Origin of the sequence: uncultured Treponema sp. (genome assembly GCF_946187725.1) — a bacterium.
Taxonomy (GTDB): domain Bacteria; phylum Spirochaetota; class Spirochaetia; order Treponematales; family Treponemataceae; genus Treponema_D.
The window spans coordinates 50,637-67,429 of sequence record NZ_CAMHSK010000008.1 but is presented as its reverse complement, the minus strand read 5'-3'; the positions used below and the strand labels follow the sequence as shown (position 1 = coordinate 67,429).

Annotated in this window: 24 protein-coding genes; 1 reads left to right on the top strand and 23 read right to left on the bottom strand. The window is 41.9% G+C overall.

Annotation, left to right across the window (positions count from 1 at the left end; genetic code table 11):
* Positions 1 to 65: 65 nt before the first annotated feature.
* From Q0Q74_RS05170 to Q0Q74_RS05060, 23 genes are all read right to left on the bottom strand, one after another.
* Complete coding sequence (locus Q0Q74_RS05170) at positions 66 to 1,745, bottom strand: hypothetical protein (RefSeq protein WP_294429165.1); 1,680 nt, start codon at positions 1,743 to 1,745, stop codon at positions 66 to 68.
* Complete coding sequence (locus tag Q0Q74_RS05165; RefSeq protein ID WP_294429163.1) at positions 1,742 to 3,367, bottom strand: phage portal protein; 1,626 nt, start codon at positions 3,365 to 3,367, stop codon at positions 1,742 to 1,744. Before Q0Q74_RS05165 ends, Q0Q74_RS05170 begins: the two co-directional genes overlap by 4 nt.
* Positions 3,351 to 5,003, bottom strand: a complete 1,653-nt coding sequence (locus tag Q0Q74_RS05160; RefSeq protein WP_294429161.1) for a hypothetical protein — start codon at positions 5,001 to 5,003, stop codon at positions 3,351 to 3,353. The genes Q0Q74_RS05165 and Q0Q74_RS05160 overlap by 17 nt, the downstream gene beginning before the upstream one ends.
* Positions 5,004 to 5,771, bottom strand: a complete 768-nt coding sequence (locus Q0Q74_RS05155) for a terminase small subunit (RefSeq protein ID WP_294429159.1) — start codon at positions 5,769 to 5,771, stop codon at positions 5,004 to 5,006.
* The gene (locus tag Q0Q74_RS05150; protein ID WP_294429158.1) at positions 5,740 to 5,925 is read right to left on the bottom strand and encodes a hypothetical protein; all 186 of its coding nucleotides are present in this window, start codon (positions 5,923 to 5,925) and stop codon (positions 5,740 to 5,742) included. The genes Q0Q74_RS05155 and Q0Q74_RS05150 overlap by 32 nt, the downstream gene beginning before the upstream one ends.
* 2 nt (positions 5,926 to 5,927) lie before the next feature.
* A complete protein-coding gene (locus Q0Q74_RS05145) occupies positions 5,928 to 6,239 on the bottom strand; it encodes a hypothetical protein (protein ID WP_294429156.1) in 312 nt (103 codons plus the stop codon).
* Positions 6,240 to 6,538: 299 nt separating this feature from the next.
* Positions 6,539 to 6,907, bottom strand: a complete 369-nt coding sequence (locus Q0Q74_RS05140; RefSeq protein WP_294429154.1) for a DUF1064 domain-containing protein — start codon at positions 6,905 to 6,907, stop codon at positions 6,539 to 6,541.
* Entirely contained in the window at positions 6,900 to 7,157 is a 258-nt protein-coding gene (locus Q0Q74_RS05135; RefSeq protein ID WP_294429153.1) for a hypothetical protein, read from the bottom strand. The genes Q0Q74_RS05140 and Q0Q74_RS05135 overlap by 8 nt, the downstream gene beginning before the upstream one ends.
* The gene (locus Q0Q74_RS05130) at positions 7,154 to 7,357 is read right to left on the bottom strand and encodes a hypothetical protein (protein ID WP_294429152.1); all 204 of its coding nucleotides are present in this window, start codon (positions 7,355 to 7,357) and stop codon (positions 7,154 to 7,156) included. Before Q0Q74_RS05130 ends, Q0Q74_RS05135 begins: the two co-directional genes overlap by 4 nt.
* A complete protein-coding gene (locus tag Q0Q74_RS05125; protein ID WP_294429151.1) occupies positions 7,350 to 7,535 on the bottom strand; it encodes a hypothetical protein in 186 nt (61 codons plus the stop codon). Before Q0Q74_RS05125 ends, Q0Q74_RS05130 begins: the two co-directional genes overlap by 8 nt.
* A gap of 17 nt (positions 7,536 to 7,552) precedes the next feature.
* Positions 7,553 to 8,026 (bottom strand): single-stranded DNA-binding protein, encoded by a 474-nt coding sequence (locus Q0Q74_RS05120; protein WP_294429150.1) that lies wholly within the window; start codon positions 8,024 to 8,026, stop codon positions 7,553 to 7,555.
* A 12-nt stretch (positions 8,027 to 8,038) separates the two neighbouring features.
* Entirely contained in the window at positions 8,039 to 8,806 is a 768-nt protein-coding gene (locus Q0Q74_RS05115; protein WP_294429149.1) for an ATP-binding protein, read from the bottom strand.
* The gene (locus tag Q0Q74_RS05110; RefSeq protein WP_294429148.1) at positions 8,806 to 9,666 is read right to left on the bottom strand and encodes a Lin1244/Lin1753 domain-containing protein; all 861 of its coding nucleotides are present in this window, start codon (positions 9,664 to 9,666) and stop codon (positions 8,806 to 8,808) included. Before Q0Q74_RS05110 ends, Q0Q74_RS05115 begins: the two co-directional genes overlap by 1 nt.
* A complete protein-coding gene (locus tag Q0Q74_RS05105; protein ID WP_294429147.1) occupies positions 9,666 to 10,283 on the bottom strand; it encodes an adenine-specific methyltransferase EcoRI family protein in 618 nt (205 codons plus the stop codon). The genes Q0Q74_RS05110 and Q0Q74_RS05105 overlap by 1 nt, the downstream gene beginning before the upstream one ends.
* A gap of 11 nt (positions 10,284 to 10,294) precedes the next feature.
* Entirely contained in the window at positions 10,295 to 10,936 is a 642-nt protein-coding gene (locus Q0Q74_RS05100) for a ParB/RepB/Spo0J family partition protein (RefSeq protein ID WP_294429146.1), read from the bottom strand.
* 9 nt (positions 10,937 to 10,945) lie between these two features.
* Entirely contained in the window at positions 10,946 to 11,740 is a 795-nt protein-coding gene (locus tag Q0Q74_RS05095) for a hypothetical protein (RefSeq protein WP_294429145.1), read from the bottom strand.
* Between the two features lie 11 nt (positions 11,741 to 11,751).
* Positions 11,752 to 12,756: a recombinase RecT gene (locus tag Q0Q74_RS05090; protein WP_294429144.1), complete on the bottom strand. Its 1,005-nt coding sequence runs from the start codon at positions 12,754 to 12,756 to the stop codon at positions 11,752 to 11,754.
* Positions 12,757 to 12,872: 116 nt separating this feature from the next.
* Positions 12,873 to 13,472 (bottom strand): 3'-5' exonuclease, encoded by a 600-nt coding sequence (locus tag Q0Q74_RS05085; protein WP_294429143.1) that lies wholly within the window; start codon positions 13,470 to 13,472, stop codon positions 12,873 to 12,875.
* Entirely contained in the window at positions 13,469 to 13,666 is a 198-nt protein-coding gene (locus Q0Q74_RS05080; protein WP_294429142.1) for a hypothetical protein, read from the bottom strand. Before Q0Q74_RS05080 ends, Q0Q74_RS05085 begins: the two co-directional genes overlap by 4 nt.
* Positions 13,656 to 14,708 carry a YqaJ viral recombinase family protein gene (locus tag Q0Q74_RS05075; protein WP_294429141.1) on the bottom strand — a complete coding sequence of 351 codons (1,053 nt, stop codon included), beginning with the start codon at positions 14,706 to 14,708 and terminating at the stop codon, positions 13,656 to 13,658. The genes Q0Q74_RS05080 and Q0Q74_RS05075 overlap by 11 nt, the downstream gene beginning before the upstream one ends.
* 11 nt (positions 14,709 to 14,719) lie before the next feature.
* Positions 14,720 to 14,917: a hypothetical protein gene (locus Q0Q74_RS05070; RefSeq protein ID WP_294429139.1), complete on the bottom strand. Its 198-nt coding sequence runs from the start codon at positions 14,915 to 14,917 to the stop codon at positions 14,720 to 14,722.
* Positions 14,914 to 15,264, bottom strand: coding sequence for a hypothetical protein (locus Q0Q74_RS05065; RefSeq protein ID WP_294429138.1), 351 nt, complete (start codon positions 15,262 to 15,264; stop codon positions 14,914 to 14,916). Before Q0Q74_RS05065 ends, Q0Q74_RS05070 begins: the two co-directional genes overlap by 4 nt.
* Positions 15,261 to 16,148 (bottom strand): BRO family protein, encoded by an 888-nt coding sequence (locus Q0Q74_RS05060; RefSeq protein WP_294429137.1) that lies wholly within the window; start codon positions 16,146 to 16,148, stop codon positions 15,261 to 15,263. Before Q0Q74_RS05060 ends, Q0Q74_RS05065 begins: the two co-directional genes overlap by 4 nt.
* A gap of 310 nt (positions 16,149 to 16,458) precedes the next feature.
* On the opposite strand from Q0Q74_RS05060, the gene Q0Q74_RS05055 reads away from it, so the two are divergent.
* The gene (locus tag Q0Q74_RS05055) at positions 16,459 to 16,731 is read left to right on the top strand and encodes a helix-turn-helix transcriptional regulator (RefSeq protein WP_294429135.1); all 273 of its coding nucleotides are present in this window, start codon (positions 16,459 to 16,461) and stop codon (positions 16,729 to 16,731) included.
* The last annotated feature ends 62 nt before the right edge of the window (positions 16,732 to 16,793 follow it).

The window sequence follows — 16,793 nt, the reverse complement described above, 5'->3', positions numbered from 1 at the left end:
TATCTCCTTAATGTTTGTGCAAATTTGCTCAAATTCGGTGTTTTTTCCTAAATCAACCTAAAAAATCAAGGTTGAATTCGCTCTCCGTGATTTTCTTTTGCAAGTACATAATCTTTGAATTCGTCAATGCTCATTGTAGTAATGCTTCCTAAAAATCCCGGTCTGTCATACTGTTTGAGGTATGCAGCTTTTGCAGATTCAAGAGAATCAAAACCGAGCATACATTTATCTTCATCGTACTTGTTTGTTACAGGGTCGTTCTGATGAATGATGTAAACATTCTTTGCGTCCTCGTTATCGCCTATATAGCAATCTACATGGTCGCCGTCCGTTCCTTCTGTACCTCGTATATAGCCATAGTCATAGTGCATGAATGTGTGCCACTCGTGACCGTCTTTGTCAGTTCCGCTTCTGGTGCTTCCCTTCTTGTTCTCTACCGAGATTTTCAGCCCCGCAAAATTGTATCTGTCCTGCAATTCGTGACCGCTCCATGTAAGTGATTTCTGAACAGTGCCGTTATACAATTCGTTAATACGGTCGATATATCCCGGTGTTTTGTCGTTCGGGTTTTCGATTCCCTTCGCTTTCCATTCTTCGCGGGCTTTGTCTATTGCCTTGTTGTAATCCTCACTTCGCTTTTTAAGCATTGCGGAATATGCGTTAATGCGTGAATTCCACCTAGTCCAGATTCCCCGGCAATAAGGGTGAAAAGCTCCGTTTGCGACATAGTTCTTTTGTCCGTTCCAATCCTTACCTTCCCAAAGTGCTACTGTTGCGTATGGGTCGCCGTCTACCTTGTCGTTTGAAAGTGGTATTTCGCTCCATACGGCAATTACTCCGTTCATCTTCTTGCAGAAAGGACAGGTTGCGCCGTCTACAATCTCTATGCGCTGAAAGTAGACTTTTTCCCCCGCCCCGGCGTTAGATACTTCTTCTTCAATGAATGAATTGTTTATGTTGTTCTGAATCTCTGTGTCGGCAATTTTTCGGAAATCTCTGTTTGTGCCGGAAAGTCTATTAAACAGGTCTTGTGAAATCTGCTGCTTTCCCTTGCGTGACTTTATGCCGTCAATAAGGGTCTGCTTTACTTCGGTTTTGAGTTCGTCAGTCATTCCCGATATTCTTTCTGCCGCGCTCTGCTGAATAAGCTCTATCCGGGTATTATCCATTGCCCCGAAAACTTTTTCAGCGGTCTTTGTGCTTTCGGCAATGTAGTCAAAAGTTTTGTTTGAATATCTTATGTCTGAAAGGCTGATGTCTTTTACTTCCGGCAACTTATTGTATTTAAGCATACGGTCAAGAAGTTTTCCTAACGCCTTGCTTTCAAGTACAATCTTTTCTCCGCTGCCGTTGAATTTCTGATTGAGAATCTTTTCAAGAGCCTTTACAAACCTATCCCAATCAGCCTTTTTAATCGGCTTCCCTGTTTCGGGTGAGTAAAGAATCTGCCCTCTGTGAATAAGTTCCCCGGCTTTTTGAAGTACATTCTGAATCGGTAAATCAAAATAATCAGCGACAAAATAATAAACTTCTTTGATTGCGTTATTGAAATAGTCATACCACTTATAGGTTAATTGCTCCTGCGAAGCAAAAGCAAAAGCCTCTCCTGTATGTTCTGTATTCTGCTTTTCGACAGAAACAGGAATTCCGAGTTGTTTAGAAACTGCGTGAATCGCTTTTTCAAACTTGTAGCGGCAATTTTGAGGTGTAATGTTTGTGAATTCCAATACTACGGTTTTGTTCATATTCGGATTCTCACAAGTTCCCTTGTTCTTTCAAGAAGGGACTTCTGCATTTCTTCCCCGCCGTTTTCTTCTGCAGGCTCTTCTGTATTTCCTTCACTTCCAAAGTCGCCAGCTTCGGCATCGTCACCCATAATTGCGCCTTGATAATCGCCCCATGAATCATCATCAGAGCCGCCCATATCTCCGCCCTGCTGCTGTTGTGCCTGTGCGCTCTGAAAAAGCTGCACGGCTTGCGGATTAAGCGGAATGTTAGCCCATTCAGCGTCAAGTTTTTTCATACCCTTTTCTTCGCGCTTTTCGTTCAAAGTCTTGTATGCTTCGACTTCTGATTTATCAATGTCAACGATTGCTTTAGGGTCGTCTTTTTCGTACCCTACGAATTCAAGCTCATAATCCGGGTATGCAATATCAAGAATACGGTTGATGTAATCTTGCAAGAATGAGAGAGTATCGCCAAGAATTGTAGATTTTGCCTGCTCAATTCGTGTCTTTCCTTCACGCTCAAACATTGCCTGTGACTTCTGCGAATGAAGCCCCAATTCTTCCATGCTGCAACCAAAAAGGGCTACGACATTTGAAACAAGGAAGTCAAGCCAATTTGAGAATTCCATATCGCGGTTATTTCCGCCAAGCTGTACCCACTTGATAGAATTGTTTCCGCCCTCTTTTCCGCCTCCAGAAGGAATGATAGGCACTCGCCACTGATTAGCCGGGCTTCCGTTCATAATTTCGGAAACATAATCAACCATTTCTTCCGTTGATTCATAGTCCAAATCACCGTCAACAAGAAGCATACCTCGCGGCAATTTGTTTTCTGTAAATGCTCCGGCGTTATATGTGATTGTGTTGATTTCGCTTGCAATAAGGTCTATTGCCTGTTCGATTGGTGAGTGCCCATAGAATGAGCGGTAAATATCAGTCTGCGGATTTGCAATCTGGACAATCATTTCCTTGTCAGTGTATGCTACCCGCGCCATACCGTGTATTACCTGCGCATACTTGAATTCCGGGTGTTCCGAATTCGGCAATACACGCTCAATAGTGCCAGAATCCACGGCAAAAAATGCTATCGGCTGTCCTGCCACATTGTACTGCACTTCTGTACTTGCCTGTGCAATCGTCAGCCAATCGCGGATAATCTTTTCTGAAAACACTGTAAGAGTGTCACGGTCGGTATCTTTGTAGTTTCCTGTATGAACTATGAAATCTTCGATTTCTTTTCGCTTTGCGCTTTTCTGTCCGGCGGCTTTTCCGAGTTCCTCGCCTTTTTTGAGGATAACGAAACCGCGAATATTGCGGTCTGTAGAAGGTTTCAAAAACGGTTTAACTTTTTTCTGAATGTTGTTGATACAGATGTTTATAACCCATGCTTTATCTGCAATTCTGCGTAAAACGCTTGCACTTACAGAGCCGTTCATTGCCCGGCTTACACATCGTAAACCTGCGATTGAAGTGTCTGATACTGTGAATGGGTCAAAGAATGAAGAACTTGCGCCGTGTAGTCTGCCGTTGTCATTGAAGAAAGAACCTTCGCCCTGCCCCAGCCCCATTTTGTCAAATTCGGCTCGCCTTGCAACTTCTTTCTTAATGTTTATGGGAGTAGGTTTATTTATTCCAAGCATTTGTAAAACCCCGCATAACGCTATCAAGCGATTTTCCGCGCCTATGGGTCAGAGTTTCGGCGCGTTTTTCGATGGGTTTTACTTCGTTTTCTGTGCGATTTATCGTAGAATCTACTACCGATTGTACCACAGTATTGCTTTTTTGACTAGCATATTGTTTGTAGAACGATATTTTTTTAGCGTCCATGCTCGCAAAGTTCGCTAAAGCCCATGCCCAGAAACTATCTGCATGACCTTTCTCGTTTCGCTCTGCGTCATATCTGAAATACTTTCCTACAGCGTCCATGCGCTTAATACTGTGAATCTGTGAGTGAAAATCTTTGTTGTTTTCAAGTGCGAATTCGTGTTGTTCCAATCCCCTTTTTGCTTCGATTGCAAGCTGTTCTTTCATTTGTGGAGTGAAATATACACCGTCTATTTTATCCCCGAATTTCTTGTAGAGCCGCTCATAAACGCCATCGCCGCTACCTGTTCGGTCGATTGCGCCACGGTAAATCGGTAATTCTCTAAAGAGCTTTTCGGCAATATCTCCCTGTTGCTCATAACTCATGCCTTTTCTTTCAATCCGGGCAAAACTCCTTTTCTTGTCGCCCTTCATACCGATTAAATAAATAGACATAGCATCCCGATGTTTTGCAACATCGAAGCCCAGAAATAAAGGTGAACCGTGCATTTCTTTGTTGTATTGCAGAATCGCTTCATCTTCCGAAGTGTACGCTTGAAAATCAACACCCCTGTTGTATTCCCAATACTCTTCATCGGTGATTGATTCATCTTTACTCATTTCAATAAGTTTTTCTTCGTTATCGCGTCCGGGAGTGTTTTCATAAATCAATTCAAGCGGGATATAACTTGCAGCTTCATCAATGAACCGACATTCATATTCCTGCTGAAACTTTTCCAGCTCCATAGAGTTGTAAATCTCTTTGATGATGTCAGTACCAAAAGTGAAAACACGCTCTTCTGTTGTCATTTCCGGCGCAATCTTTACTGCCATTGGAACATCAACACACAAGCCGGAAGAGAACCACCACGGAATGTTATAGCGTTCGTAACTCTTATATGTTTCTTTGTCAGAATAGATTTCATAAAACTTGCCGATTTTTCCGAGTGGTGAGCTTCCCATTTCAATACAACCACCACGAGAAATTACAGGTAATGCAGCCGTATAAACTGCGTCTGACATTTTCGGTAAATAAATCGCATATTCATCAAGGGCAATATCGCCTCCCTTTCCGCGAGGAGGGCGACAAGGAATAGAGATAAGACGGCTTATTGTCTTTCCGTTTTTGTCAAGAAAATCAAGTTCTGTCTTGTTGTTTGTCTTGCATACTTTCCGTACATTTCCCGGAAGAGATTCATAGAATTGCGCGGCGTAGTTTATTTTTTCTACCGCGTCCGATTCGTTGTAAGAAACAAACTGCTTTGTATATGCTACTCTGTCCGGGTCTATCGCTTTGACAACTCCCTTCATGGAAGTCACAAAAGAAAAACCTGTACGGCGTGATTTTACCAGAATAGAGAATCTTGACATACTTCGGATATAGCGGTTTTGCCAGAAGTCCAAATCAATATCACGCTCATTGAACTTCATAAAGGTGTAGCAAAACCGCAATCTTTCATCGGGTGTAAACATTTACATTTCCTCTATCAAATTGTCCGGCTCATCAATGTATTTACCCGCAAGCGCTTCTTCTTCGTCCTTTTTCTGAATGACTTTCACTTTTGCGGTCACTTTGTCTTTTATCTGCTCTATGGTCAATTCCATTTCGTTCTCTGTGTTTTTCTTCTCGCCGCTTGCCATTTCATGCAGCTTCATCAAAACTTCCATTTCGTGAGTTCTATTTGCAAATTCATAGCTTGGCGTTCCGTTATTGTTGAACTTTACACCGTCAATACACTTTCTCTGCTCCGGCGTAAGTGTCGAAGGGTCTTTAATGCTCAAATACTCCCTTTCGTTGCCGTCCTTGTCCGTGTATTTCTTGACTTCGTGAAAATCGTTTACATCAAAAGTCGCTCTTGCAATCTTGTCAGTTATTGCCCGGTGGTAGAAATCATCAAGCGATTCTCTGACATACATATCATCAAACTTTTTAATGAGCGCGGAAATTTCCGGGTTTCTTCGTATGGCGGGCGACAAAACATTAGCCGTCTTTTTGGTATATCCTGCTTTTATTGCAGATTGCATAGCGTTGTGATATGTTCTTCCCGGATATGTAAACCAGATAACAAAATATTTCTGTCTGTCGTTCAGCTTGCAATCTTCGCCCCAATCAAAAGAGTTCAAATCAATGTCTAAGTTTGTCGGCTCACCTTCTGCCGGAATTGTTTTCTTTGTCGGTTTGCGAGGCTTCTTTTCTTTCTGTTCTTTTTCAGCCGTTGTTGTTTTCTTCGCTCTTGGCATTGTTCAGCTCCTTGCATTTATGCGGTTGATACCCTTCCACACGCCGCCCACGCTCTGTGTAGACTGTTGTTAATTCATTATCACACACGATAACTTCATCGTAGTTGACAGGAATATAACGGATTTCTTTTCTGCATTTTGGGCATAACTGCATAATCAGCCCCCGATAAAAAGCTCCAAAGTTGAGCCTTTCCATGATTGAGATTTATAGCAATTTGTGATTTTCTTTCCAGAAAAGACAAAGCCCAAAGTGCCGTAAAAAGTGCTTACGCTTGCTTCTTTCAGTTCTTCCGCAAGTGAAAAGCCCTCTTTGACAACAGGGTATTTTCTTTCTTCTTCTGTGGGATTGTTATATTGTGCAGCGGCTACAAGTTTTCCGCTCTCAAATCCGAGTTTTATATAACCGCTGTCAATTTCCTGTATGCGGTTTTCAAGAGATTTTACAAGTTTATCCAACGAATATGACATAATCCACCCCATACGGCTAGGTCAGAATCACCGTTATGTTTTCTTCGTTGGGTTTTTCTTTTTTTTTATTTTATAACCTATTATGTTAAAGTTTGCAAATTTTTCATACTTCCCACCTAAAATATGACTATTTTTTCTCGAAACAACCGTATCGCAACGGAAACATTTCAAAAAACTTTTTGCTTATCATTCTTCTTTTTGTCTTGCAAACATAGTTTTGAACTTCTTTTTTTAGCCTTTTTGAATAAAACGGTTTGCAGACATAAAGCCTTTTGCAATCAATACAACTTCTGCACATATCACGATTCCCGGAAAATCCAATCTGGATATTGCCAAAGCACCAACGCTTTTTTAAGCGTATAAACTGCATTACTGCGGGTAATAGGGCTTTTTACATCTTCAATGATTTTCTTTCCACCTTCCAGATATGTGAAATCAGCGACATAAAACCTTGCTCTTTTATTCCCGCCCGCTTTCGGTACAATCTCAAAACGCTGCTGAATCTTCAAGTCAGAAATCAGCCCCGAAATTTCAAGCATTTTCAGCTCACGGTAACGATTCGCTTCTTTGGCAGAATCAAAGGTAATTCCTTCAATCGTTGTTTTTCTGTTACCGTATTTATTTTTCTTAGGGAGTGCGAAATAACTTCTTCCAAATCCGCTATTCATGCTGAACCGCCTTGCCGTCTTTGATTCCGATTTCACGCTTTATGTATTCAAGAAGTTCATCTTTGCTTTCTGCAGGCAATTCTTTGAAGTTGATGTTTTTAGGCATGACAACAGATTTTACGCCCTGTTTATCAAGTATATCTGCGATATTTGCCATTGTCTGAAAATCATAACTTTCATCTACAGTCACAAGATAAAAGCAGGATTTATCAAGTTTCTTTATCTCTTTTACGAATTCGTTTTTGTTCATTCCTCTTTTTCTCCGTCATGCACCCAGCTATCGCAAGGTTTTGAATCATTTTGCACCGTGTAGAACAAATCACGCATGGCGCAAAATCCACAATCTTTATTCCTGTCATGGTGAAATTCCGTGACATTGCCTTTATCATCTTCATCAGTCAGAAAAGAAACACAGTTTCCGCAATGCTCTTTAATTTTCTTGTCAAACATTCTTTTCCTCGAAACTGTCACAAGTTCCTATCGGCTCTACGCTCGCTTCTTTAATCCACTCCGAGCGGTTATTGCAATAAAGCGCAATTCCCATTCTGAAATAAGAGTGTTTACAGTTATAGCAGCACGGAAGCGTCTTGAAAGTCTTGTATGTTTTTCTGTCTGTCTGAATCTCCATAATTTCAGCCCTCACTCCTAAAAAGGTATATCTTCCGGGAATTCATCATCGCTTGGTGGTGCAGGTGGTGTCTGATACTGTGTGTTTGCTTTCGGCGTGAAAAACTGCTGCTGATAGTTTCCGCCCGCGTTCTGTGTTGTATCTTCACTCTTGCCGCCCAAAAGCTGAACATTTTCCGCAACAATGCTGATTTTGCTTCTGTTATTGCCCTGCTGGTCTTTCCAGCGGTCTTGTTTAAGGTGTCCGTCTACACCGATTTGTTTACCCTTCAAAAGATACGGCTTCAAGTTTTCAGCGGTCTTTCCGAAAATTGCAACTTCAAAATAAAAAACTTCGTTAATCCATTCATCACCCTGTTTCTTGCTGCGATTTACAGCAATACTTACATTTGCCCTTGCCTGTCCGTTAGGCAAATATCCGAAACTTCTTTCATCGTTTCCCAAATCTTGGGTAAGCCGTCCAATCAAAACAACATGATTTAAGTCTGTCATATATTCATTCTCCTACTTTGTATACAATTCATTTTCCGAACCTCTGAACGATTTGCCGCTGAATTCAATAGTCATTCCTAAACCCTTGAATCTGTCAGTAGCAGCCCCGCCCAAAAACTCGCCTAATTCGTTTCTTGTCAGATTTGAGATAAAGAGCATTGATTTATAGCTTTCGTAACATTTATTCGTTACATCAAACAATATAAACTGCTCCCACTTTGAATCTGGATAACGCCCGATTTCGTCAAAGATACGGAAATCAGAGCTGCAAAGCTCTTTCACAATTCCCGCTCTTGTTTCATGGCTTAAATGCCATTTCACATCGTCAAGCCGCTGCATAACTTCATGTGTTTTGAAATATGAGCAGGAAACACCACGGCGGCAAAGCTCGTGCATAAGAGCGATTGCAAAAACGCTTTTTCCTGTTCCGTATTTTCCACAAAGCCACAAGCCTCTAGGCTTTCCTTCCGCAATATCAGAAATGAACTTTTCAAAGACATTTATATCTGTGATTATGTTTCCGTCTTTGTCTTTCATTTCCGCAATTCCAGCCTCCAGAATGTCAGAAAGTTCTACATTCTCGAATTTCTCTGCTATTCCGCTGTTCAAGAAATTTCGCTCACGGTTTGCCTTTCGCTGCTCTTCTTCATACTTGCGAATTTCTTCTTCACGCTTCGCAATATCTTCATCAGAGGCAACGGTAATACCCGCAAAAACATTCTTCATAACTTCCGGCACGGTTTTTATAGGGTCTTTGTTTTTCTTTTCTTCTTCACTCATTAGAAATCTACCCCCTCGCCGCTAGAATCTGCTCCCGACTGTGCGACCGCTGAACCGTTCTTTTTCTTCATGTCTTGATATTCCGTGATGTCGAAATAGTCCGGCAAAAATCTTTTTATATTCTTGAACTTCGCAAAATTATCAAAACTGTATTTAACATTCCACCAAGTTTTATTTGCTTTTTTCAGCTCCATAACCTTGATGTAGTTCTCAACGGCGGCAATTACTGAACTGCTGTGTAGCTTTTCTTTCTGCAACTCTGCGACTGCCATTCTGAAATCAGAGAGCATAAAAGTAATGTAGCCGGATTTAGGACAAGGAAGCCCTGCACCGTTCCATAAGTCAAAGATTTTCTTTGCGTATTCTTTCTGCGCATAAGAAAATTGTTCTTCGCCCGGTGTCTGGACTTCGTAAGGTATTTCTTCCTGTTTCGGCTCTTCTGTTTGTGTCGCTTCAAGAGCCGGAATTTGTGCCTGTGGTGTTCTTGCGCTTTTTGCTTCCGCAATCAAAGTACGGAAATACTTATTTGAAGTCATGGAAGTATCAAGCCTTTTCAAGAGCTTCAAGCAAAAGATGTGACCGTCTGATTCCTCGAAAAGTTTAAGGTCAATAATGGTGCGCATGATGTTCTCAACAATCTGCGCTCCGCTTTCCGTTCCACTTCCGTTGATTTTCAAATCATCAGCTATGATTTCCGCGTCATGCTCCAATTCAAAATTGATGTTTGTTTCGCTTACGCTACTTGCTATCAGCTCCAAACAGTGAAAATAAACGGCGTAACCTACCGCCCCATGCTTCAAGATTAACTTTCTGATTTTGCTATCTGTCATTGCGTCTGAATCGTGCTTAAACCATTTCATTATTGCACATCTCCCTGTTTTGTAAGTGAATAAGCCGGAACATAAAACTTTCCGCTATTGTTATGTGGAAGGTGTACGAATGATGTTTTCTCAACGAACTTCCAGCAATAATAACCGCTGCAAAAAGCCGCTGTGTGACCGTCAAAAGACACTTTCTTATCCGGGATAATAAACTGAATCGCTTCCGTTCTCTGCTGTTCCTCAAAGAACAACTGCCCCATTTCTTGATACTGCATTGCCTGCAGATTCAAGAGCAAAGCAAAAGGAACATTCGCCGCAAAGAGTTTAGCGAAAATCTCACGCTTCCGTGAAAAAGGCGGATTTGAGATAACTAAATCACATTCTGGGATAGGATTCTCAAAGAAATCCTGCCCTGTCTTTATATCCCCATGAATTACTTCCGCGCCGTTTTCTTTGAAGTAGCGTACATACTCGCTTTCTTCGGTGTCAAAAGGACAGTACACAACCAATTTACGGTTGATGTTATGACGCTGCATAAAATCAAAGATGAATGTATCAAGGCACGAAACAAGATAGCGCGGTGTCCTGTAATCATCATTCAGATTGTAAACGAGCTTTACGGCTCTAGGTTTCTCAATCGGCTTTTCTTCTGACATATCAATTCCCCTTAGATTTTTTTAAGTTCTGCGACAACATAATTCACCACATCAACGCTCTCACATTTGACTGTGATAGTCTTTCCGTTATGTTCAATGGTAAAACCGTCTTTCTGAACCTTTGTGACTTCTCGATTCTTTTTCTGCAAATCTCCGATAATCTTCCCAGCAGCGATGTGATTATTTCTCACATACTCCTTGCCGTTGTCGCCATATACTTTTTCAATGTTCTTTACCGCATAATACTGATTCAAAATCCAACTAACGCTTTTGTTCAGCATTGTGGCAAGCCGTTCATTCGTAACTTTTACCCGGCTTTGTGCCTTAATCTTGTCAAACGCTTCTACAAGTTCAACCGCGCTCATTTGCTTACGCTGAATATTCTCTTCAAGCTGAACTTTGAGAACTTCTGAATCTGGAATATCCTCACGAATAATGCAAGGTACAGAAATATCACCGCCGACAAGCTGCAAGGCTTTAAGTCGTCTGTGTCCGCAAATAACTTCATACTTGTTGCCCTTTGGTCTTACAACTAAAGGCTGTAAAATATCATGTGCTTCAATGCTCTTTGCAAGTTCGCTAACATCCTCGTCACGCTCGCTTCTGACATTCGTGCCGTAAAGAATCCGGCTCAATGGTATTTCTCTTGTCATTTTTACCTGTCACCCCAAATTTCTTTTATCTTCGTAAAGGCTCGCCGCCTTTTTATGTATATGCTCGAAACGCCCCTTTAAGTGCGGGTATTTCTGCAAAAACTTTTCTTCCCCTTCGTTGTGGAATTCGTCATGCTCCACACGGTTTAACGCAATCCAATTTTCCGGGTCATTCCGTAAAATCTCGTGCGCTCCCTTTCCCATCATGTGATGAAGGTCTATATCTGTTCCTATTCCGCTCGCTTCGGAATAAACCGCCCTTTCTCTCCACTTCGATTCTGTCATTGTGGCGGTAAAATCTTCTTTCTGCTTTCCCCGCCATTCCTCGAATTCGTAAATAACCATTCGTACATCAGCCTGTAAATCCTGTTTCAAGTCACAAAGCATACACAGGTGATAAATTAAGCCGTCAATGAAAGTTGCAGCCTGTACCGTGTTTGCTTCGCTCAACCGTACCGGGCGCAATCTGTTCGGGTACAGTGTGCAAGGTGTCTTTTCGGCGTATTCGGTCAGCAAATCTTCATACAACCTGTAAAGCTCTTCGTCCGTTCCGCGCCGATGTTCCATTGATTCATAAATAATTGAAATCAACTTCCAAGCTGTGTTTAATTCTTTTATGCTCCGTTTCTGTAAAGGTGCGTCAATTTCACACCTCAAAAGGATTTCAAGCCCGCTTCTTTCTTCCCGGTCTTTCTTGCTTTTGAAAACCTTTCTAATAGGGATTAAGTCACGGCTATCACTCGGTCTTAAAATAATTGAGTTATCTTTGAAAAGTATGCCGTGAAAATAGCCTGTGACTTTCATTCCCTACCGCCTTAGAATATCTCACTAGGGTCTTGTGCCTGTGATGGCATTGAATCAAAAGCGGCGTTCATTGCAGCTTCATCTTCAACTGACATTCCACTTTCAAGTGCTTCCTGTGCCAAATCGCTAGGTGCAGGCTCTTCTGTCTGTGCAGGAGCTGCAATCTGACTAGGCTCTTCACTTACCGAATAGGTAACAGTTTCAGCTTCTGGAGTAACTTCAACGGCTGTATCGTTGTAATCTCCGCTTTCCTCTGTCTGGACTGCCCGCAATGTTTCAATGCTGATAGGACAGAGTTTAAGAGCTTTAATAACGCAAGTTTTCAAAGCCATTGCGTCAAAGTTCTTCACCCAATTATTTTCTTCAAGCCCTTTGCCGCTGTTCTTTGCCATGACATAAGATTTTGAATACTTATCGCGGAATCTCTCTGCGTCTGATTTTGTAAGGATTGCGAATTGCTCACCGCCGTTTGTAAGTTCAACAAGACAGTAATAAGCTACAACTTCGCCTCGGTCTTTGAAGATGTTGATTTTATGGTGTATGCTCCGTCCGCTTGCCAATTCACACTCGAATTCATCATTGGCATATACAGGTTCTGCGGCGATAGTCTTGATTGTCTTTGAGCGTCTGGCAAGTTCGACCAATCCCTTATAACCAATCTGAAAATGGCAGGTCATAACTTTCTGCCACTGTCCGTTTGGCAACTTGACAGATTCATTGTATGGGATAAAATAAGCCTGTCCTAAAACTCCGCCCGGTTCCAAACCGTAATTTGCTGCCTGTGCAATAGAACGCTGCAAACTTTCCTTGTCACAAGTACGCAAGAGCGGATTTTTAGGGTCTAAGATAGCGAATTTCACGCTCTCCATAAACCTTTCAAGGCTTACCGTTCCAGCTGGAATTGATGAAGCAACCCTTTTTTGCTGAACTTCCAGCCAATCCCTCAAAGTTCCCTGCTTCTGCTGTGTCTGTGTCGCAACTTGTCTGTTCTGTGCGTCAGAACCGTCTGTTTTCATAAAAAATGCCTCCATGTCTATATATCGTTGGGTTTGATACTTTTTCTCGTATCTAATACGATTGTAAATCTATTTATCGTATCAGTCAATACGAATTTGTGCAAATTTGCACAAATTTACAAAACCAAAGGTACACCAATTCTTTGAAGTCTTACCGCCAATTCTCTTGTCGCTTCGATGTCGCCCATAGCGTCATGCGCGTTTACAAGCGGAATTTCAAGCGATTTGCAAACCGTTGTAAGTTTCTTGTTTACGGTATTCAGTTTCCCCATTGCCGTTGCCCGCTTTACCTGTTCCAGAACATCAAGCAATTTCGGCTCAAAGAAGTCTGACATCTTGTATTCGGTGTAACGCTTAAAAAGCTCGTCCAGATGTTCCCAATCGAAAGAAGGGTTATAGCCCGCAAAGTACATCTTTTCAAACTTTCCTTCATCGGTAAAACCTTTTCCGTATTCCAGAAAGAATGAAGCGATTTTCGGCATAACTTCCGCCGCCTTTGCGTACCCTTCAATCGTTTCTTTCTTTACGCCGTGGGTTTCGTATGCTTCTTCGTGGTATAAAATGCCCTTTTCTTCGTCCAGCGGATTCAGAAAGAAAAGCCGCTGCCAAACTTTTGTTTTATCCATGCCGTGCTTAAAAAGCATTGCGACTTGAAAAGCTCCGCTGTTTTCCGGCTTTAATCCTGTTGTTTCTGTGTCACACCAAAGAACTTTCATTTTTCAGATTCCCCCTTAATCCGTCTGTTTTTCTTGTTCCAAGAGCGGATTGCCTGTTTCTGTGTTGGATATGAAGAACCAGAGCAACCACACTCTTTACAAATGACAAAGAAAGAGCCGTACTTACTTTCTACCTGCGGATTTCCACCACAACAGCACCTATCCACTCTCAAATCTTCATCATCAGAATACATCAGCCGCCCCCGCTGCTTTTTTCTCTGCCGTGATTCTCATTACAAGGCTTGCTGATTCCTTGCAATATTCATCAAAAAGCCCGGATTTTTTGAGCTTGTCAGTGTCGGCAATCTTGCGAACCTGCTTGTTCCAAGATATTTTTGCACCGCCCGCCTTTGCGATGATTTTCTGCTTCTCGACATCAGCGGTCGGCGAGGCTTTCATAATGGCAATCTTGATTTTTTCCTTGATGATTTCTTTTTTCTCTCCGGCGGCTTTTTCTTCCTGTGCTGCAAGATTGTATTCATCACAGAGCAAAGAAACCTCTTCGGGAAGCTCAACCTCTGCGGCACACTCTTTATAAACGCCGTCAACAATCTTTGATTCGTATTCATTGCCTGTTGGAGCTGGCATTACTTCTGCAAGTACATAGTCATTCCAGAATGATTTTTCAGCCGGAATAAGAGAGTTGATAATGAAGTCGTCATTTCTAGGCACTGTGTAGATTCTGCCGTCTGCCTTGTCGATAAGCACACAAAGGACGAACCAATCAAGCCCGGTTACAGCCATGTAATGCTGGACTTGGCAATAATAACTGTCGGGAATTTCATCACTTCCAAATTCCGTATTGCGTGAAGTTGCGGTCTTGATTTCAAGCCCGCCGATTCCCTTAACGGTCTTTCCGTTGATTTCTCTTGCTTCCGGCACAAAAATCACACCGTCCAAATCAGCAAGCATGAACGGATTTTTAACGCTCTTGAACATTACAGGTGCGGTTTCAATCTGCAAATTCAAATCATCTGCAAGCCCTTTTCTGATTGCAGCTTCTGCCATTTTTCCCCACTTGATAGACTGATTGTTTTTATTCAAATCAGAATCAAGAAGGTTTTTCTTTGCGATGTAAACGCTCAACGGTGTAGCAAAGCGATTCATGTTAAGGATTGCCCCGGAATCACTGCCGCCGATACCTGCACGGCGTTTATCAAGCCATACATCTTCGCTCATACCTTCCGTACTTTCAGCCGTACAGAATCCGTTTTTCAAGATTTCTTCATAAAGCATTTTTTGCCTCCTTATGCTTCGTTGGATTTCTCGTCTATCTTTTTTTTCATCATGTAGCGCAATTCTGCCGCTTGGTCAGAACCGTAACCCATGCTGTATAAAAGTGCTTCTCTCATGCTTCCGAAGGTCTGCTTTTTGCCCTTGTAGGAAGATTCGTAAAGTTTTATGTCTTTGCCGTTAAACTTCGTTGTAGTGCATTTCAACATCATTTCTGCGCCCCCTTCGGATTTCTTGCACCTGTGCAATATTTCTTGTGGTATTCTGGAAGCGTTTTGTCCGTATAAGTCAGCCATTCCGCCACCGTTTCCCTGCTCCAAGCGTGCCGCCCCTGTACGATGTCGTCCGGGATTCCGCCCTTCGGTTGATACCACCTGTTATTTTTGAAGGTCGAAAAAGCCCCCACGCCGCGCAAGTTATAACAGGCTTCCAAGTCGTACCATTGCGCCGTAAGCTGATTGTTCTGTACGCTTGCAGCCTGTTTGAATGTGTTTATCGCTTCCGGGAGAAGTTGAAGAAGTTTTCCAAGTTCCCCTTCATCATCAATCTGTAGTGTCATTTATCGCCTCGCTTGCGGTAATCCCTAGAAGGTCTTGCAGGTCTTTTGCTTCCGTCCTCTGGCTTGTCTGTGAGAACGCAATAACCGAATTCGCCCTGCGCTTTCATTTCAGAAAAGAACCTCATGCCGTAAGCGGTAATTTTGCACTGTTCGCCGCTCCAACCGTTTTCAGCGTTTACGATTCTGTTTACAAGAATTCCCTTTGTGATTGCTTTCTGACTTGCCGTGTAAACGCCCTTGTTCCTGTAGATGTAGCCGTTTTTCTCACACCAATTTGTAAGGCAATTCTGCGGATTCAGATTCAAGAGTTTTGCAACTTCCCGGAATGACTTTTCGGAATTCCTATGCTCCATGTTTCCGGCGTAAGTTTCCCAAGATGTAGCAGAAGGTTTCATAACTTCAATCTGTTTGTTCTGCTCTTCGATTCTTTTTGCTTGGTCTGCGGCAATCTGCAATGCTTCCGCATAGCTTCTAGGCACTGTATAGCCGCCTGTAGTTCTTATTTCGTGAAGGATTCTTTTTACTTCTTTCTTGAAATCCTTTGCGATAGGTTTTCTTGACAACATAAGAACTTCATACAAGCCGTTTTCAGTCAAAAACCATTGTTCACAACCACTACGAAGATTGTTCGTAGTAGTAAAAATCTTAATTTTTTCATCATCATCTACACTTTTCAGCATATTTGACACATCATAAAAACCTTGTGAAGTTTTAGCATAATCAATCCATGCTGCTACATCTTTCGCAAGGAAAAGCGGATTTTCAAAATCTCCGTAAACCGTGAATTCCTGTCCTAAGACATTTTCCTGTCTTACAATCTGGACTTTCTGATTTTGTGCTAAAGTCAAACCGTTTTCAGCCGACAAACTAAGTGAGTTCTGCATTAGTAACTCCCTGCGGTTTTGGGTGAAGTTCCGGCAAGAATCTGACACCCTAACCGCTTGAAATAAAAAAGCCCTGTAGCTTATGCACTCATTCACGCTACGACACATGAATGTTCGGGTAGTGCAAAGCCACAAGGCTTATGAACTAAGCAGTTCAACAATGTACCCGAAAAATATTGTTGAAATGCCTAAACGGATTAACAATCCGATTTTTTATTTACTTTGCGTTTGCAAAGTTTTATACTTAGTTTATATATGCGTTTGCAAAGTTTGTCAATATCAAATCTTTGTATTCGCAAAGAATTTGACTATGGAATTTTGGCAAAGAGTAAAAGAACTTCTAAAATCTCAAAAACTTACACAAGATAAACTTTGCAAATCTTGTGATATAAGTCTTGCAACCTTCGTTAGTTGGATTCATAACGAACGATTACCAGATTTAACATCAGCAATAAAAATCGCCGAAGCCCTAAACACCTCTGTCGAATTTCTAGTTTCCGGCAATACCCCGACATTTCCCAAAGACGAATCCAAAGAAAAAGCCGCCGCACTTGCACAAGAAATAATCAACCTGCTTAAATAGCCTTTACCTTGAAAGTAAAGTACACCTATCAAACTGTTTGATAGTTATGTTTTTAAGCAATT

Coding starts and splice junctions, on each gene's coding strand:
- Q0Q74_RS05170 (WP_294429165.1), bottom strand. CDS start 1,745: ATGAACAAAACCGTAGTATTGGAATTCACAAACATTACACCTCAAAAT.
- Q0Q74_RS05165 (WP_294429163.1), bottom strand. CDS start 3,367: ATGCTTGGAATAAATAAACCTACTCCCATAAACATTAAGAAAGAAGTT.
- Q0Q74_RS05160 (WP_294429161.1), bottom strand. CDS start 5,003: ATGTTTACACCCGATGAAAGATTGCGGTTTTGCTACACCTTTATGAAG.
- Q0Q74_RS05155 (WP_294429159.1), bottom strand. CDS start 5,771: ATGCCAAGAGCGAAGAAAACAACAACGGCTGAAAAAGAACAGAAAGAA.
- Q0Q74_RS05150 (WP_294429158.1), bottom strand. CDS start 5,925: ATGCAGTTATGCCCAAAATGCAGAAAAGAAATCCGTTATATTCCTGTC.
- Q0Q74_RS05145 (WP_294429156.1), bottom strand. CDS start 6,239: ATGTCATATTCGTTGGATAAACTTGTAAAATCTCTTGAAAACCGCATA.
- Q0Q74_RS05140 (WP_294429154.1), bottom strand. CDS start 6,907: ATGAATAGCGGATTTGGAAGAAGTTATTTCGCACTCCCTAAGAAAAAT.
- Q0Q74_RS05135 (WP_294429153.1), bottom strand. CDS start 7,157: ATGAACAAAAACGAATTCGTAAAAGAGATAAAGAAACTTGATAAATCC.
- Q0Q74_RS05130 (WP_294429152.1), bottom strand. CDS start 7,357: ATGTTTGACAAGAAAATTAAAGAGCATTGCGGAAACTGTGTTTCTTTT.
- Q0Q74_RS05125 (WP_294429151.1), bottom strand. CDS start 7,535: ATGGAGATTCAGACAGACAGAAAAACATACAAGACTTTCAAGACGCTT.
- Q0Q74_RS05120 (WP_294429150.1), bottom strand. CDS start 8,026: ATGACAGACTTAAATCATGTTGTTTTGATTGGACGGCTTACCCAAGAT.
- Q0Q74_RS05115 (WP_294429149.1), bottom strand. CDS start 8,806: ATGAGTGAAGAAGAAAAGAAAAACAAAGACCCTATAAAAACCGTGCCG.
- Q0Q74_RS05110 (WP_294429148.1), bottom strand. CDS start 9,666: ATGAAATGGTTTAAGCACGATTCAGACGCAATGACAGATAGCAAAATC.
- Q0Q74_RS05105 (WP_294429147.1), bottom strand. CDS start 10,283: ATGTCAGAAGAAAAGCCGATTGAGAAACCTAGAGCCGTAAAGCTCGTT.
- Q0Q74_RS05100 (WP_294429146.1), bottom strand. CDS start 10,936: ATGACAAGAGAAATACCATTGAGCCGGATTCTTTACGGCACGAATGTC.
- Q0Q74_RS05095 (WP_294429145.1), bottom strand. CDS start 11,740: ATGAAAGTCACAGGCTATTTTCACGGCATACTTTTCAAAGATAACTCA.
- Q0Q74_RS05090 (WP_294429144.1), bottom strand. CDS start 12,756: ATGAAAACAGACGGTTCTGACGCACAGAACAGACAAGTTGCGACACAG.
- Q0Q74_RS05085 (WP_294429143.1), bottom strand. CDS start 13,472: ATGAAAGTTCTTTGGTGTGACACAGAAACAACAGGATTAAAGCCGGAA.
- Q0Q74_RS05080 (WP_294429142.1), bottom strand. CDS start 13,666: ATGTATTCTGATGATGAAGATTTGAGAGTGGATAGGTGCTGTTGTGGT.
- Q0Q74_RS05075 (WP_294429141.1), bottom strand. CDS start 14,708: ATGCTTTATGAAGAAATCTTGAAAAACGGATTCTGTACGGCTGAAAGT.
- Q0Q74_RS05070 (WP_294429139.1), bottom strand. CDS start 14,917: ATGATGTTGAAATGCACTACAACGAAGTTTAACGGCAAAGACATAAAA.
- Q0Q74_RS05065 (WP_294429138.1), bottom strand. CDS start 15,264: ATGACACTACAGATTGATGATGAAGGGGAACTTGGAAAACTTCTTCAA.
- Q0Q74_RS05060 (WP_294429137.1), bottom strand. CDS start 16,148: ATGCAGAACTCACTTAGTTTGTCGGCTGAAAACGGTTTGACTTTAGCA.
- Q0Q74_RS05055 (WP_294429135.1), top strand. CDS start 16,459: ATGGAATTTTGGCAAAGAGTAAAAGAACTTCTAAAATCTCAAAAACTT.